This window comes from Arcicella sp. GW821-FHT09D11 (assembly GCF_059416265.1).
The window spans coordinates 1,220,108-1,233,704 of sequence record NZ_JBWKOV010000001.1 but is presented as its reverse complement, the minus strand read 5'-3'; the positions used below and the strand labels follow the sequence as shown (position 1 = coordinate 1,233,704).

Sequence of the window (13,597 nt, the reverse complement as noted above, 5' to 3'; positions counted from 1 at the left end):
TTAATAATGAAAACGAATCGAATAGCATTACTCCTATTGGCAATTTTTGTTTTTTCAGGAGTTGCAGTTTATTTTAAATCTTGTCAAGAAAAAAGTACTTCAGAAAGCATTCCTCAGGAAGAAATAACCCTTAATCCTGCTCCCGATTTTAATGCAGATTCCGCTTATGCCTTTGTTGAAAAGCAGGTAGCTTTTGGGCCTAGAGTAAATAATACCAAAGCTCATGACGAATGTGCTGCTTGGTTAGTGGCCAAATTAAAACAATTTGGTTGTGAAGTAACCACTCAAAATTTTGTAGCAACAACTTTCGATGGTAAAAAACTCAATTCTCAGAACATCATCGGGTCGATTAACCCTGCAGCCACAAAAAGAGTTTTATTAACCGCTCACTGGGATGCTCGTTCTATGGCGGATAAAGACACAATCAATAAAAATAAAGCCATAGACGGCGCCAACGACGGAGGAAGTGGCGTAGGCGTGTTGTTAGAATTAGCCAGAAATATTCAACAAGCTAAAACCAAACCTAATGTGGGGATTGATATTATCTTTTTTGATACTGAAGATGTAGGCGAACCAGAGGATTATAAAGGCGAACATGGACAGAACTCATGGTGTTTGGGCTCACAATATTGGGCAAGTCATAAACATAAAGACAATTATACGGCTTACTACGGAATCAATTTGGATATGGTAGGTGCTAAAGGAGCAGTTTTCCCACATGAGGGTACGTCTATGCAATATGCACCCATGATTGTACGCAACGTATGGGACATCGCAAGCAGATTAGGCTATTCTACATTATTTATAGATGCAGATGGCGGAGGATTGGTTGACGACCACGTGCCTGTAAACGATGTAGCAAAAATTCAGATGATTGATATCATAGAGTTACGCCCGAACGACCCTAAAACATTTGGAGCGTATCATCATACACACCAAGACAATATGTCGGTTATTGATAAAAATACTTTAAAAGCAGTGGGACAAACCGTTTTGACTGTTTTGTATCAGGAGTAGCTGTAGGCTTTAAGCAATGAGCGATGAGCAGTGAGCTTTCAGCTTTAAACACATCTGAAAGCTGAAAGCTCACTGCTCATCGCTCATTGCTTAAAGCTCACCGCTTACAGCTTTTTCACACATTATTTAAACCTCTCAGGATACTTTGTTACTTTTGTGAAAAGTATAACAAAAGATATTCTTACTAACCATAAAATTTTGGATTAATTTACCAATTTCAATCAACATCCAATGGAACAAACAGAAGTTTTAAAATATGTTCATCTTAATGATGTTCATGTAGCGCTTGGGGCAAAAATGGTACCTTTTGCGGGGTATTCGATGCCAGTTTTATATTCAAACCTTATTCAGGAACACATTGGTGTTCGTACTTCAGTAGGTGTTTTTGATGTATCGCACATGGGCGAGTTTGTTGTAAAAGGTGAGCGAGCAACGGAGTTTTTACAATATGTTACTTCTAATGATGTTTCGGTGTTGATAGATGGAAAAGTACAGTATTCATGTTTGCCAAACGATAAAGGGGGAATTGTAGATGACCTTTTGGTATATCGTTGGGACGAAAAAGAATATTATTTAGTAGTAAATGCTTCAAACATCGAGAAAGATTGGAATTGGCTACAACAGAACAATACATTCGGTGTAGAAATGGAAAATATTTCAGACCGTTTGAGTCTCTTTGCCGTTCAAGGGCCTAAAGCCATTGATACATTGAAAAAATTGACTGATTTAGATTTGGAGTCGATGGAGTATTATTCTTTTAAAGCAGGAACAGTAGCAGGCATTGACGATGTATTGATTTCTTCAACAGGTTATACAGGTGCAGGTGGTTTTGAAGTATACGTTTGGAACAAAGATGCGGAGGCTATGTGGAAAGCTATTTTTGAAGCAGGAGCCGAATTTAATATTATGCCTGTGGGCTTAGGTGCACGCGATACCTTGCGTACAGAAATGGGTTACTGTTTATACGGAAACGATATTGATGATAGTACATCGCCAATTGAAGCAGGCTTAGGATGGATTACTAAATTCAACAAAGAGTTTATTAATTCAGAATTCCATCAAAAAATTAAAGAGAACGGTCCAACACGTAAATTAGTAGGCTTTGAAATGATTGATAGAGGGATTCCTCGCCAACATTACGAAATCATGGATGCCGCAGGCAATATTATTGGTGAAGTAACTTCAGGAACACAGTCGCCAACCTTAAGCAAAGGTATTGGTATGGGCTATATTACTAAGGAATATACCAAAGTAGGTTCTGAAATATATATCAATATCCGTAATAAATATTTAAAGGCTGTAGTAACGAAAATGCCTTTCTTAAAGTAATTAGTCTGTATTAGATTCTTTTGAAATTATGCAAAAAATTGACGTTTGTATCAGTCCCGAGCTATTACATTTATATAATATCGAAAATTCAATAGTTGTTGTAGTAGATATTTTTAGAGCAACTTCATGTATGGTAACCGCTTTTGCCAATGGTGTAGAAGCAATTATTCCAGTGGCGAGCATTGACGAATGTGTTGGTTATCAACAAAAAGGATACTTAGCCGCTGCTGAACGTGACGGAAAAACGCCAGAAGGTTTTGATTTTGATAATTCACCTTTCAGCTATATGACTGAAAAAGTAAATGGTGCAACCATCTGTGTTACTACGACCAACGGTACGTTGGCTATCACAAAATCTAAATCGGCTGTAAAAGTAATGGTTGGTTCTTTCTTGAATTTAGGAGCATTAGCCAATTATTTAAAAGACCAACAATACGATATTTTAGTATTATGTGCAGGATGGAAAGGTAAACCTAACTTGGAAGATACGCTTTTTGCAGGAGCTTTGGTAGAACGTTTGCAAGAAGAATTTATGGTAGAAGATGATTCTGCATTGATGGCTTTGCGTCAGTACGAATTATCAAAAAGTGATTTATTATCATTCGTTGCCTCATCATCTCACGTAAAAAGGCTTCAACGTTTGGGTATTCAAAAAGACATTGCTTATTGTTTACAACACGATTTATACGATGTATTACCCGTCATGCGTGGTAATACATTAGTAAAAATGTAGCACGAGTTTTCAACTCGTGAACAACGAACATATATTTTATTTTTATGGAGGTACTTAAAATACCTCCATAAAAATAAAATATTAATTTCTTACCCTAACAATTCTCACCATCTACATCACAAACATCTCCCGAAATAGCCGCTACTTGTTTTTCCTGAGCCAGTTTTTCAAAGATTTCTTTAAAAACCTCTGAGGGCTGTGCACCTGAAACAGCATATTTTTTATCAAAAATAAAGAAAGGAACACCCGATATACCTTGTTGACGGAAATAGTGCATTTCTTCTTTTACTTCATCAGATGCTTCGTCTGAATTAAGAATCCCCAACGTTTTTTCAGTAGACCAACCGAATTGAGCCATCACTGCTGCTACTGCACTTTGTTCTGTTAAATCTACTCTATCCACAAAATATGCTTTCATCAACGCTTCTTTCACTTCGGCTTGCATCCCTTCGTGCAAGGAAATCGTAAGTATTCTATGAAAAGCAAAAGTATTGATAGCCTTTGGAAGATTCTCGAAGTCGAAATCTAAATCAACCGACGAGGCCGCTTGTTCAACCTGATGAAATTTTTGTGCATAATTAGGCCCAAAACGGCTTTCCATGTGGGTACTAAAAGATATTCCAGACTCAGGAACGTTAGGTCTAGTTGAAAAGGATGGTAGATAACTTGCAGATTACAAGAACTTTGTGTATCTTCAATAGCTTTTTCTAACCGCCGTTTACCGATATAACACCAAGGACATACGATGTCCGAAACAACATCTACACGAATTATTGGTTTTGTATTCATTTTTTAAAAATTATAATTCCTTACTTATCAAACAAAGACCTATAAAATTTGATTTAAGCTTTTAAATCAAAACTTTTATAACTGCTGATTAAATCACCACTAAAGAGACTATTCTTAAATTTTTACGTACTTATTATTAGAACGGCTTTTTGCCTTTGAAAATTCATTTTTGTTTTTAGATTCCAGAAAATCAACTAAAAATCAAATAGTTATAAGTTTCAAGTTTTAAATTAATTTTTACGTTATGAAAAAAATCTATCTTTTCGCAGTAGTCGCACTCCTTGCTTTAGCGTCTTGTAATCGTAACAGTTTTCAAATTGGTTCTGCTTGTCATAGAGAAATTGAAGATGAGGTATTCAAGCCAAACTATCAGTCATTCACAACTGTTGAAAAACAGTTTACCATGATTGATACAACCTATAAATTCCAAGCAGTGATTGATGAAATAGGCAATCAGATGAAGCTAAGGGGTTATGCTGACTCTAAAGAGCAACCCAATTTGATTGTATTCTATGCACTTTTCCCAAGTGATGTAAACCTTTCGGTGCTTCAACGTTCTTTCAGAGGGCTAGGTAAGGAAAGCATGAATGAGGAACTTAGAAGAGTAAAACTCAGAAAGGGAACACTCCTCTTACAATTTGTTGAAAACGACAGTAATCGTCCTATCTGGATGGGCTATGCAGCAGGTATCGCAGCGCCAGAAACACATGCTATTGATGAAAAGGCATTAAGAATAGCTACTCGTCAGATTTTCGATAATTACAGAATATTTGCCAAAGATTATATTGCAGGTAAGCCTGTAACAACTCAGGTAATGGCTTTAAAATAATGATTGAAGAGCATAAAAGTTCAATAAGTAAGCATTGTTATGATGTCCTCGTGTTGAGGGAATAATTGTAACAATGCTTTTCTATCTTTCATTTCAAAATCTTCAAAGTCAAAACCCGGGGCAACCGTACAGCCCACTAAGCAGTAAGTATTTTCTTCACTGGGCTTTGAGCCAAACCATTTTCCTGCAGGAACTACTGCTTGAAATACTTCGCCCTTATCAGGATTATTCCCTAATCGAATAATTTCCAAAGTGCCGTCGTTGTCCAATACATAAATATTCAACGCACAACCTGTATAAAAATGCCACATTTCGTCAGAGGCAATGCGATGAAACGCTGATATGTGATGACTCTCTAACAAAAAATAAATACCCGTCGAAAAGCTTCTATCTCCCTTAAATCGTGCAGGAAGAGCCTTTTGAGGAATATTTTCACTTGCCCGATAGGTTTCTGCAAAGTATCCACCTTCTGGATGAGCATTCATTTGATAGTTTTCAATCCAATATTGGGCGTTTTTAGTCGATGACATCCTTGAAAAATCTTTCGTCAAAAGTGAATGGTTCTATGTGTTTAATCTTGATATCCAAAAAATTTGGATGCAAAGGGTTGATAAGGTAGTTATATTCTTGTGCAACAATCGCAGAAGGCACCCCCAAAGCGATAGACTGTTCCTTATTAAACCAATTATCTGTATAAGAAGCTAATATGCCTGCTTCAAATATTCTAGCCCAGTCTTTGGGTAAATTTGTTGTATCCAGCAACGTAATTTCGTTATCTGGCACCTCCAAAGTGATGATAGCGTATTCGTCTTGTGGATAATATTCGCCTAAATGTACTAATACTTCTAATAAAGCGAGCGACCTGTGTGAAGCAGTATAAAGCACCGATGTGCCTCTTCTATTCCAGCGCTGTCCTTTTAAACTTGCTCCGAAACCCGATAAATCTCGGGCTCTTATAAGTTTACTAATTCTAAAAACTTCCATGTTAAATGTGTTAGGGCGTAGTTAAGTAAGAGTTTTTAGTTGTGAGTGATGAGTTGTGAGCTGTTCTTTGTCCTTGCCTAAAATAGGTTTAAACATCATTTTAACTCACACAGCAACATCGTTTATTTTACATAGACTACTTAAACACGGTGTTTATGAAAACAAACCATGTTCAATATATATTAATTCTCTTTCAATGATTTCGTAGCCTAATGAAGTATCTAATAATTCAGTAGGACGTTTTCCTCCTAAAGCAGGCACGTGTGAATGCATCCAGCCATTAAATCTTTCAAGGCTTCCAAAAGTTTCTTGACCAAGCTCGTACAATTTTGCCAAACGTATCAATTTCGCAGAGGCATCTTTGTCCAAGCGTTGGTCTTCTCTGTAGCGTTGAATGGTTCTTTCTGAAATATTTAGGATGTCGGCCATTTCTTTATTTGAAAAAGAAATTTGTTTCGCCAGACTGTCTAACGCTTGCTTAGGTAAACCTTCTTTCGCAATTTCAATCAGGTCGAAATCATGTCTAATTTCACGATTGATGATTGTTTGCCCGCCTAGCAATACAATCAAAGTTGATATAGGTAAAATATTTTGTTTTTTCATGGATGCCATTGTTGTAAATATGTCGCAAATATAACGACATTTGTCGTGAAAAAATACTACAAATGGCATATTATTTTTGAATAGGAGACATAAACGATAAAATTTTTAAAATATTTTAAGAATTTTTAACAAAATGCAACATTCCTAAATTGTTCTGTGTCATTAGTTTGAATTTAAGTTATTGGTTGTCAATAGATGAAAACTGCTTAACTTGAAGGTTAGAAGTTTGAACACTATGAATCCTCAACCTTTAGCACTGGAACAAACACATTACATAGACAAACATTTGCCACTCGTGGAGGCTTGCCGTAGGGGTGATCGCAAGGCTCAGTACGAGATTTATAGGCTTTATGCAAAGGCTATGTTCAATGTTGCTGTCCGAATAGTAAATCATGTTGGCGAAGCAGAGGACGTCCTGCAAGATGCCTTTTTAGATGCTTTTCAGAAAATCCATGATTTTCGACAAACAAGTACTTTTGGCGCTTGGTTGAAACAGATTGTAATTAATCGAGCTTTAAATCATTTAAGGAATAGAAAGGTACAATTAATCGATATCGAAGAAGCAGCAGATATTCCAGACGATGCCACTTACGACGAAGAAGGAATAGAACTAAATATTCAAAGAGTACAAAATGCCATTCAACAGTTACCTGATGGTTTCAGAACAGTACTTTGTTTGTATTTATTAGAAGGCTATGACCATGAAGAAATCGCAGAGATTTTGGGCGTGGCAGAATCAACTTCCCGGACACAATACATCAGAGCCAAAAAACGATTGTTGGAAATTTTAAAACAATAAAGCCCTTTTCTTTCCCTTTGTATTAAGATAGAGGAGGCTTAGAGAGTTATGAAAAAGACAAAAACAGAAAGATTCATTCGTGATAACCGTGAAAACTTTGATCAGTTTGAAATCCCTGTAGGTTTATGGGATAAAATAGACAAAGGCTTAGGGCATTTAGATACCTTTCCGGGAGAAACACCTTTTGTTGAAAAGAAAAACATTATTGTTTTCAAACAAAAATATTGGGCATTAGCAGCAGGCCTTGCCATATTAATAGGGTGTTATTTTATACATGACCTTGGTTTCAAATCAGAGAATACAGATAAGATTATTGCCACAGTAAGCCCCGAATATGGCGATAAAATGGTTCAGTATGCAAGTTTGATTGAAACAAAGCGAGAGGAAATCAGGCAAATTGAGGCTCACGACCCAGTACTTTACAAAGAATTTGCCGCAGAAATTGAGAACCTGAACAAAGACTATCAAAACCTGAAAGCAGAATTACCCCAAACGCCTAATCAGGAAGAGCTAGTTCAAGCGATGATTCAAAATTTACAAGTACAATTAGATATTTTAAACAGGCAATTATCAATTATTCAGAAAATTAAAGATTATCAGAATAATCCGATGAAAAGCATTTGAGGTAAACAGTTTAATCGAAGAATGTCATGAAAAAAGTATTAAATATAGTAGCATTGTGTGTTTTAATAATCAACAGCGCCTTTGCACAACAAGTAAGCGTTTATGTACATGATTCTGTAGAAGTAAAAGAATATCAGAACCATGTAAGGGCAAGTATTGCCACAACAAGAAGTAATGCGACAAGAACCTTGAATAGAGTAGCAATAGTAGGCAGAGCTAGCGAAATGCCACCTTTACCTCCTACACCACCAACGCCTCCTGCTGGAATGACTTATAATGCAGAGTATGGTCAGGCTACTATTCAGGAAACGGCAGCCGTAGAAAAGAAAAAAGTAATTAGTAAATCTTATCCTGTAGATGCTAAAAACTTTTTGAATATTAACAACCAACACGGAGAAGTAAAAGTAGAACTTTGGAATAAAAACGAAATCAAAGTAGATATAACTATTACGGGTTACGGTAGTACAGAAGCACAAGCCCAAACGTTTATTGATAATGTAGAAATCGTTGAGAGAAAAGAAGGAGACAAAATTGCCTTTAAAACAATGATTGATACGGATGAAAGAACCAATGGCAATGGCAACTGGAGTTGGGCAAATAGTTTAACAAATACTTTTAACTGGAGCAGTAGCAATGGTAAAAAAGTAAATGAAAAACGTGGCGTAGAGATTAACTATATGATTTATATGCCGAAGTCTAATTCATTGACGGTTTCAAATAAATACGGCAAAACGATTATTCCTCAGTTTTCAGCTCCTTTGAAGATTACTTCTAATTATGGTAGCTTTGTTTCTGATAAATTGACGGGCGGAGAGAAAGATATTTTTGTGCAATATGGCTCAGGAAATATCAAACAAATGGATGATGGCGATTTGCACATTGCTTATTCAAAACTGAATATAGAAAAGGCAGATAACCTAAAATTGACCAACAATTATGGTTCGATGATTTTAGATGATATTAATAATCTGGATGGAACAATTCAGTATTCAAGTGGCAAAATCGGTAAAATTAATCAAACAGGGAAGTTATCAATCAGTTATTCAGATGGCGTTCAGTTAGCAGAATTATCGAAGACGTTGAAGACGCTAGACATTCGTTCAAATTATACAGCCGTAAAATTACCAGTAACGGGCGATTGCAATGCTGATTTTGAAGTAACTACTACGTATGCCAACTTTAGATACCCAGAAGGAAAATGTACGCTAACCGTAAATCCTGACGATAATAAAGAGGTTGACGACCGTACAATGGGATGGAAATCTACCAAGGTTTATAAAGGAAAAATAGGTAAAGGCTCAGCTACAAAGATTACCATCAAGACCAATTATGCAGGAGTGAAATTCACAGAAAAATAAATACAAAAAGCCTAACGTAAATATTCAATGCGTTAGGCTTTTTTTACTTCAAAATACTTAATATCTACCACTAGCTTTTCCAATAATTCTCTTGTTCTCTCAGGGCGAGCGTCGGTAATAAATACTTGATTAAATGTTCCGTCGGTCATCATATTAATAAGCTGTTGGATTCTTTTGTCATCAAGCTTATCAAAAATATCATCTAAGAGTAAAATTGGGGCAAAACCCTTCGCAACACTCAGCATTTCAAATTGAGCTAGTTTAAGGGCAATCACAAAGGATTTCTGTTGTCCCTGCGAGCCAAATTTGCGTAAGGTAAAGCCATTAATTTCAAAAATGAAGTCATCCTTGTGGCTTCCGAGCGTTGTTCTCTGAGCAGCCAAATCTCGGTGCCTATTTCTTCGAAATAAGGCAACAAAGTCATCATTGCCTACCTCCGACTCATAAATCATTTCTACGCTCTCTCTGGCATCAGATAATACCTCATAATGCTTTTTAAAAATAGGTAGGAAATTCTCCGTAAAAACGATACGAGCCTGATATATTTTGAGAGAGACTTCCACCAAAGGGTCGGTATAAATATCTAACAGTAAATCATCTACATAATGGCGTTCAGCAAACTGTTTGAGTAAAGAGTTGCGTTGCAATAACAGACGATTGTACTGCAATAGGTTTTCAAGGTACTCAGCATCCAATTGTGCCATTACTCCGTCGAAGAATTTTCTTCTTTCTTCACTCCCATCCCGAATCACATCGGTATCATTAGGAGACAACAACACCACTGGAAATTTTCCGATATGTTCTGATAGCTTTTCATAGGCTTTTTTGTCATGCAAAACAGCCTTCTTTTGTCCCTTTTGCAAAGCAACAGTAATGAGCGTATTTTTTTCACTTTCAAAATTGCCCTCAATCATCATAAAATCAGCTTCATGATTGATACTAAGGGTATCTTGATTAGAGATAGAACTTTTAGTTAAAGCCAAAAAGTAAATAGCGTCTAATAAATTAGTTTTGCCAATACCATTTTCGCCAACAATACAATTTACCCGAGGCGAAAACTCGAAAGTATTGTAGTCGTAGCTTTTGAAATTGGTCAAACTAAGTTTTTGTAAATACATGAAAAGAAAATAAAAAGGGATTGAATAGGAAATTGTGGATAAAATTTAACAAAACATGTATTTAAGCATCAATGAATAATACAAAATACTTTGTGTGTTCTTTGTTTTGTACTAATTTCGTAGTGCAAATTAAAGACTGTTTGATGGGATTGCAAATCACAGGCAGTTTAGCATCGGATTTACCTCCGAATAAGCAGTGTCAAGGGGAAGCTTACACTTTCACTTATTCACAAATCACTCATTCATAATTGTAGAAAATGGCAAATAAAGCTGAAAACAAAGTAAAATACTCGAAGGAGACCTATATGTACTGGTACGAGTCAATGGTACTTCAACGCAAATTTGAAGAACGTGCTGGTCAGTTGTATGGACAACAAAAAATCAAAGGTTTTTGTCACCTTTACATCGGACAAGAAGCTTGTTCATCAGGAGCAAGATCTGCATTGAAAGACGGCGACAAGTATATCACAGCATATCGTGACCACGGTATTCCTTTAGCTTTAGGTTCAGATCCTAATACTATCATGGCTGAGTTGTTCGGAAAAGCTACTGGTATCTCTAAAGGAAAAGGTGGTTCGATGCACATTTTTGATAAATCAGTTGGCTTTGTAGGTGGACATGGTATTGTGGGTGCACAAATTCCATTAGGAGCAGGGTTGGCTTTTGCTGAAAAATATAACAAAACTGGAAACTTAGCGATTTGTTATTTCGGTGATGGTGCTGTTCGTCAAGGTGCTTTACACGAGGCATTTAACATGGCAATGACTTGGAAACTACCTGCAATCTTTGTGGTAGAAAACAACGGTTATGCGATGGGAACGTCGGTTTCTCGTACTTCAAACGTTACAGACCTTTATACAATCGGTGAAGCGTATGATATGCCTTCTGAAGCGGTAGATGCTATGAGCGTTGAGGCTGTTCACGAAGCGGTTTCTCGTGCGGCTGACCGTGCAAGAGCTGGAGAAGGACCAACATTCTTAGAATTCAAAACATATCGTTATAGAGGTCACTCAATGTCTGACCCTCAGAAATACCGTACGAAAGAGGAGGTTGAGCAATACAAAATGCGTGACCCTATCGAGCAAGTAAAGAAAGCGATTTTAGATAATGGTCTTGCTACAGAAGAAGAACTAGCTGCGATTGATGCTGAAATCAAAGTAAGAGTAGAAGCTTCAGTTAAATTTGCAGAAGAATCTGCTTGGCCAGACCCAGCAGAGATTTTTACAGATGTTTATGTAGAAGAATATCCATTCCCTGTAGAATAAGGATACTAGAAGATACAAAAAAGCCGTTCCAATTTCGTTTGGGACGGCTTTTTTAGTTTATCCAGTCGAATGATACCTTGTCGTGTTCTGGATGTGCAACCTCTGGTGCTTTTTTGTTGTTCGCATACTTTCTGGTGGCGTTTTTCTTTGCCTGAAAGTCTCTCCAATCATACCGTTGGAAAATGGCTAAGCTGTGTCTCATATTTTTGTTGTTTATATATTGAAAAAATTATAATACAAATGTAAAATGTTTTAATGAATCATGATTAAACACCTGATTATATGATTATTAACAAATTAGTCATTATAATGAGTTCAAAGAATATTACAAAAAAATGCCATCCTCATCGAAGATGGCATTTAATGCTAAATTCCAAATGTTTTAAAGGTTTGGATTCATATTGGTGAATGTCTTTCAAATCCTGAATGTACAAAACAAAAAAGCCATTGCATATAAACAAATAAACGCTTATAAGTCAATGGATTGATGATTGTTTAATGACAAATTAAAAATAGTTTAACAAGAAAGTAATATTAAATTTTACGTTTCTGTTAAATGCCTAAATGAAGAAGGGATTAACAGTTGAATAAATTCAAGCGTTAATCCCTTCTAAAGAATTTTTAATGGTATAACCTTAGTCATGTGCCATTATTAAGCAGGAACTACTTCTACAAAAGAACGTCCTTTAAATCCTTTTTTAAAGTGAACAGTACCATCAATTAAAGCAAATAAAGTATGATCTTTTCCAAGACCTACATTTTGACCAGGATTGTGGGCTGTACCTCTTTGACGAACAATAATGTTCCCTGAAATTGCAGGCTGACCTCCAAAAATTTTGATTCCAAGACGCTTACTATGCGACTCACGACCGTTTTTCGAACTACCCGCACCTTTTTTGTGTGCCATTGTTTTGTTAGTTTATCGATTTAACGTTTTAATTTTCGCTTTGAGGAAACTCTTAACGAATAAAATTAATCATTAAATATTAAAATGAGATTCCTTCGATTAAGACTTTAGTTAAATTTTGACGGTGACCGTTCTGTTTTTGGTATCCTTTACGACGTTTCTTTTTGAAAACAATTACTTTTTCTCCACGAACGTGAGCTAAAATTTTACCAGTTACAGTAGCACCTGCTACAGTTGGAAGACCTACTTGGATGTCTCCGTCATTGTCGACAAGAAGAACCTTATCGAAAACCAGTGCAGCGCCTTCCTCGCCCGCCAAACGGTGGGTGTAGAGGAAAAGGTCTTTCTCAACTTTAAATTGCTGACCAGCGATTTCTACGATTGCGTACATTTTATTATTAGTTATAATTTTATTGGGTCGCAAAGATACACATTATGTTTTGAAAAGAGAAAGGAAGTAAGTATATTTATTATAAAAAATTCGCAAATTTTTATTTGTTAGTATGTTTCATAATAATCTAATAGTAAGGTAGTTATGTGTGTAGGTAAAATATTATAATATTTCTTTTGTCACAACAACGTATACCAAGTACATAATTGTGAAGGTTTAACGTTAATAAATTAACATAGAAGTTCCATTTTTATAAGTTAATCATGATGAAGATTAGGCCCTTTTCAATACGATTTGGAATAATACTTATCTTCCTAATTTACGTAGTTAACTTTAAGGCTTTCAATCAAACCAAGAAAGTTGACATTGTGAAGTTTGAGGATTTACAAAAAGTATTAAATCAAGTATCAGATACCACCGTTGTTTTACATTTTTGGGCAACTTGGTGCCGACCGTGTTTAGAAGAATTGCCCTTTTTTGAACGATTGAATACTGAATATAGCACTAAGAAGGTGAAATTTTTGTTAATAAGTATGGATTTCCCTAAAGATGCGGAAACGAGTGTAAAGGGCTTTTTAGCACGCAACAAAGTACAATCGAAAGTAGTACTTTTGGATGAACCAGATTATAATCATTGGATAGATTTGATAGACAAAGAATGGTCGGGAAGTATTCCTGCCACGCTGATAATCAATACAAAAATACAGAAAAGGAAGTTTTTTGAAGGCAAAGTAAATACTGAAATATTTATGGAGGAACTAAAAAAAATGTGGACTGTTACCATACAAAACTGAATACCGTAGCAACAAACAAGATTTATATTTAACTATTAAATCAGACAAAAGAGAGAA

18 protein-coding genes are annotated in these 13,597 nt (G+C 35.9%); 9 read left to right on the top strand and 9 right to left on the bottom strand.

Annotation, left to right across the window (positions count from 1 at the left end):
- The first annotated feature begins 6 nt into the window (after positions 1-6).
- From AC07N0_RS05235 to AC07N0_RS05225, 3 genes are all read left to right on the top strand, one after another.
- Positions 7-1,017, top strand: coding sequence for a M28 family peptidase (locus AC07N0_RS05235; RefSeq protein WP_494588363.1), 1,011 nt, complete (start codon positions 7-9; stop codon positions 1,015-1,017).
- 231 nt (positions 1,018-1,248) lie between these two features.
- Positions 1,249-2,346, top strand: a complete 1,098-nt coding sequence (gene gcvT, locus AC07N0_RS05230; RefSeq protein WP_494588362.1) for a glycine cleavage system aminomethyltransferase GcvT — start codon at positions 1,249-1,251, stop codon at positions 2,344-2,346.
- Between the two features lie 28 nt (positions 2,347-2,374).
- Positions 2,375-3,079 (top strand): 2-phosphosulfolactate phosphatase, encoded by a 705-nt coding sequence (locus AC07N0_RS05225; protein ID WP_494588361.1) that lies wholly within the window; start codon positions 2,375-2,377, stop codon positions 3,077-3,079.
- 94 nt (positions 3,080-3,173) lie between these two features.
- On the opposite strand, the gene AC07N0_RS05220 is transcribed toward AC07N0_RS05225, so the two are convergent.
- Both AC07N0_RS05220 and AC07N0_RS05215 read right to left on the bottom strand, forming a co-directional pair.
- Positions 3,174-3,680 (bottom strand): DsbA family oxidoreductase, encoded by a 507-nt coding sequence (locus tag AC07N0_RS05220; RefSeq protein WP_494588360.1) that lies wholly within the window; start codon positions 3,678-3,680, stop codon positions 3,174-3,176.
- Positions 3,605-3,868, bottom strand: a complete 264-nt coding sequence (locus tag AC07N0_RS05215) for a DsbA family protein (RefSeq protein ID WP_494588359.1) — start codon at positions 3,866-3,868, stop codon at positions 3,605-3,607. The genes AC07N0_RS05220 and AC07N0_RS05215 overlap by 76 nt, the downstream gene beginning before the upstream one ends.
- A gap of 244 nt (positions 3,869-4,112) precedes the next feature.
- Between AC07N0_RS05215 and AC07N0_RS05210 the strand changes: the two genes are divergently transcribed.
- Positions 4,113-4,697 carry a DUF4136 domain-containing protein gene (locus AC07N0_RS05210; protein ID WP_492801149.1) on the top strand — a complete coding sequence of 195 codons (585 nt, stop codon included), beginning with the start codon at positions 4,113-4,115 and terminating at the stop codon, positions 4,695-4,697.
- A gap of 20 nt (positions 4,698-4,717) precedes the next feature.
- Here the strand turns inward: AC07N0_RS05210 and AC07N0_RS05205 are convergent, their stop codons facing one another.
- From AC07N0_RS05205 to AC07N0_RS05195, 3 genes are all read right to left on the bottom strand, one after another.
- Positions 4,718-5,227: a cupin domain-containing protein gene (locus AC07N0_RS05205; protein WP_494588358.1), complete on the bottom strand. Its 510-nt coding sequence runs from the start codon at positions 5,225-5,227 to the stop codon at positions 4,718-4,720.
- On the bottom strand, positions 5,214-5,681 hold the full coding sequence (locus AC07N0_RS05200) for an RES family NAD+ phosphorylase (protein ID WP_494588357.1): 468 nt from the start codon (positions 5,679-5,681) through the stop codon (positions 5,214-5,216). The genes AC07N0_RS05205 and AC07N0_RS05200 overlap by 14 nt, the downstream gene beginning before the upstream one ends.
- Positions 5,682-5,834: 153 nt before the next feature.
- On the bottom strand, positions 5,835-6,284 hold the full coding sequence (locus tag AC07N0_RS05195) for an Xre family toxin-antitoxin system antitoxin (RefSeq protein ID WP_309923634.1): 450 nt from the start codon (positions 6,282-6,284) through the stop codon (positions 5,835-5,837).
- Between the two features lie 235 nt (positions 6,285-6,519).
- Here AC07N0_RS05195 and AC07N0_RS05190 point away from each other — a divergent pair, with 235 nt between their 5' ends.
- The 3 genes from AC07N0_RS05190 to AC07N0_RS05180 are packed head-to-tail and all read left to right on the top strand — an operon-like array spanning position 6,520 to position 9,065.
- Positions 6,520-7,083 (top strand): RNA polymerase sigma factor, encoded by a 564-nt coding sequence (locus tag AC07N0_RS05190; protein ID WP_323249777.1) that lies wholly within the window; start codon positions 6,520-6,522, stop codon positions 7,081-7,083.
- A gap of 48 nt (positions 7,084-7,131) precedes the next feature.
- Positions 7,132-7,707: a hypothetical protein gene (locus AC07N0_RS05185; protein WP_494588356.1), complete on the top strand. Its 576-nt coding sequence runs from the start codon at positions 7,132-7,134 to the stop codon at positions 7,705-7,707.
- A 26-nt stretch (positions 7,708-7,733) separates the two neighbouring features.
- Positions 7,734-9,065, top strand: a complete 1,332-nt coding sequence (locus AC07N0_RS05180) for a hypothetical protein (RefSeq protein ID WP_492801145.1) — start codon at positions 7,734-7,736, stop codon at positions 9,063-9,065.
- Positions 9,066-9,097: 32 nt separating this feature from the next.
- On the opposite strand, the gene recF is transcribed toward AC07N0_RS05180, so the two are convergent.
- Positions 9,098-10,183, bottom strand: coding sequence for a DNA replication/repair protein RecF (gene recF, locus AC07N0_RS05175; RefSeq protein WP_494588355.1), 1,086 nt, complete (start codon positions 10,181-10,183; stop codon positions 9,098-9,100).
- A gap of 257 nt (positions 10,184-10,440) precedes the next feature.
- Here recF and pdhA point away from each other — a divergent pair, with 257 nt between their 5' ends.
- Positions 10,441-11,448, top strand: a complete 1,008-nt coding sequence (pdhA, locus tag AC07N0_RS05170; RefSeq protein WP_492801143.1) for a pyruvate dehydrogenase (acetyl-transferring) E1 component subunit alpha — start codon at positions 10,441-10,443, stop codon at positions 11,446-11,448.
- Between the two features lie 52 nt (positions 11,449-11,500).
- On the opposite strand, the gene AC07N0_RS05165 is transcribed toward pdhA, so the two are convergent.
- The 3 genes from AC07N0_RS05165 to rplU all read right to left on the bottom strand — a co-directional run bounded on the left by AC07N0_RS05165 (position 11,501) and on the right by rplU (position 12,746).
- The gene (locus AC07N0_RS05165) at positions 11,501-11,650 is read right to left on the bottom strand and encodes a hypothetical protein (protein WP_309923646.1); all 150 of its coding nucleotides are present in this window, start codon (positions 11,648-11,650) and stop codon (positions 11,501-11,503) included.
- A 450-nt stretch (positions 11,651-12,100) separates the two neighbouring features.
- Positions 12,101-12,355, bottom strand: a complete 255-nt coding sequence (rpmA, locus tag AC07N0_RS05160) for a 50S ribosomal protein L27 (RefSeq protein WP_323249771.1) — start codon at positions 12,353-12,355, stop codon at positions 12,101-12,103.
- A 79-nt stretch (positions 12,356-12,434) separates the two neighbouring features.
- Complete coding sequence (gene rplU / locus AC07N0_RS05155) at positions 12,435-12,746, bottom strand: 50S ribosomal protein L21 (RefSeq protein WP_492801141.1); 312 nt, start codon at positions 12,744-12,746, stop codon at positions 12,435-12,437.
- Positions 12,747-13,009: 263 nt separating this feature from the next.
- Here rplU and AC07N0_RS05150 point away from each other — a divergent pair, with 263 nt between their 5' ends.
- Positions 13,010-13,540 (top strand): TlpA disulfide reductase family protein, encoded by a 531-nt coding sequence (locus AC07N0_RS05150; protein ID WP_494588354.1) that lies wholly within the window; start codon positions 13,010-13,012, stop codon positions 13,538-13,540.
- The last annotated feature ends 57 nt before the right edge of the window (positions 13,541-13,597 follow it).

Bases quoted from the DNA above. Each gene is read 5' to 3' on its own strand.
- AC07N0_RS05235 (WP_494588363.1), top strand. From the start codon at position 7: ATGAAAACGAATCGAATAGCATTACTCCTATTGGCAATTTTTGTTTTT.
- gcvT (WP_494588362.1), top strand. From the start codon at position 1,249: ATGGAACAAACAGAAGTTTTAAAATATGTTCATCTTAATGATGTTCAT.
- AC07N0_RS05225 (WP_494588361.1), top strand. From the start codon at position 2,375: ATGCAAAAAATTGACGTTTGTATCAGTCCCGAGCTATTACATTTATAT.
- AC07N0_RS05220 (WP_494588360.1), bottom strand. From the start codon at position 3,680: ATGGAAAGCCGTTTTGGGCCTAATTATGCACAAAAATTTCATCAGGTT.
- AC07N0_RS05215 (WP_494588359.1), bottom strand. From the start codon at position 3,868: ATGAATACAAAACCAATAATTCGTGTAGATGTTGTTTCGGACATCGTA.
- AC07N0_RS05210 (WP_492801149.1), top strand. From the start codon at position 4,113: ATGAAAAAAATCTATCTTTTCGCAGTAGTCGCACTCCTTGCTTTAGCG.
- AC07N0_RS05205 (WP_494588358.1), bottom strand. From the start codon at position 5,227: ATGTCATCGACTAAAAACGCCCAATATTGGATTGAAAACTATCAAATG.
- AC07N0_RS05200 (WP_494588357.1), bottom strand. From the start codon at position 5,681: ATGGAAGTTTTTAGAATTAGTAAACTTATAAGAGCCCGAGATTTATCG.
- AC07N0_RS05195 (WP_309923634.1), bottom strand. From the start codon at position 6,284: ATGAAAAAACAAAATATTTTACCTATATCAACTTTGATTGTATTGCTA.
- AC07N0_RS05190 (WP_323249777.1), top strand. From the start codon at position 6,520: ATGAATCCTCAACCTTTAGCACTGGAACAAACACATTACATAGACAAA.
- AC07N0_RS05185 (WP_494588356.1), top strand. From the start codon at position 7,132: ATGAAAAAGACAAAAACAGAAAGATTCATTCGTGATAACCGTGAAAAC.
- AC07N0_RS05180 (WP_492801145.1), top strand. From the start codon at position 7,734: ATGAAAAAAGTATTAAATATAGTAGCATTGTGTGTTTTAATAATCAAC.
- recF (WP_494588355.1), bottom strand. From the start codon at position 10,183: ATGTATTTACAAAAACTTAGTTTGACCAATTTCAAAAGCTACGACTAC.
- pdhA (WP_492801143.1), top strand. From the start codon at position 10,441: ATGGCAAATAAAGCTGAAAACAAAGTAAAATACTCGAAGGAGACCTAT.
- AC07N0_RS05165 (WP_309923646.1), bottom strand. From the start codon at position 11,650: ATGAGACACAGCTTAGCCATTTTCCAACGGTATGATTGGAGAGACTTT.
- rpmA (WP_323249771.1), bottom strand. From the start codon at position 12,355: ATGGCACACAAAAAAGGTGCGGGTAGTTCGAAAAACGGTCGTGAGTCG.
- rplU (WP_492801141.1), bottom strand. From the start codon at position 12,746: ATGTACGCAATCGTAGAAATCGCTGGTCAGCAATTTAAAGTTGAGAAA.
- AC07N0_RS05150 (WP_494588354.1), top strand. From the start codon at position 13,010: ATGATGAAGATTAGGCCCTTTTCAATACGATTTGGAATAATACTTATC.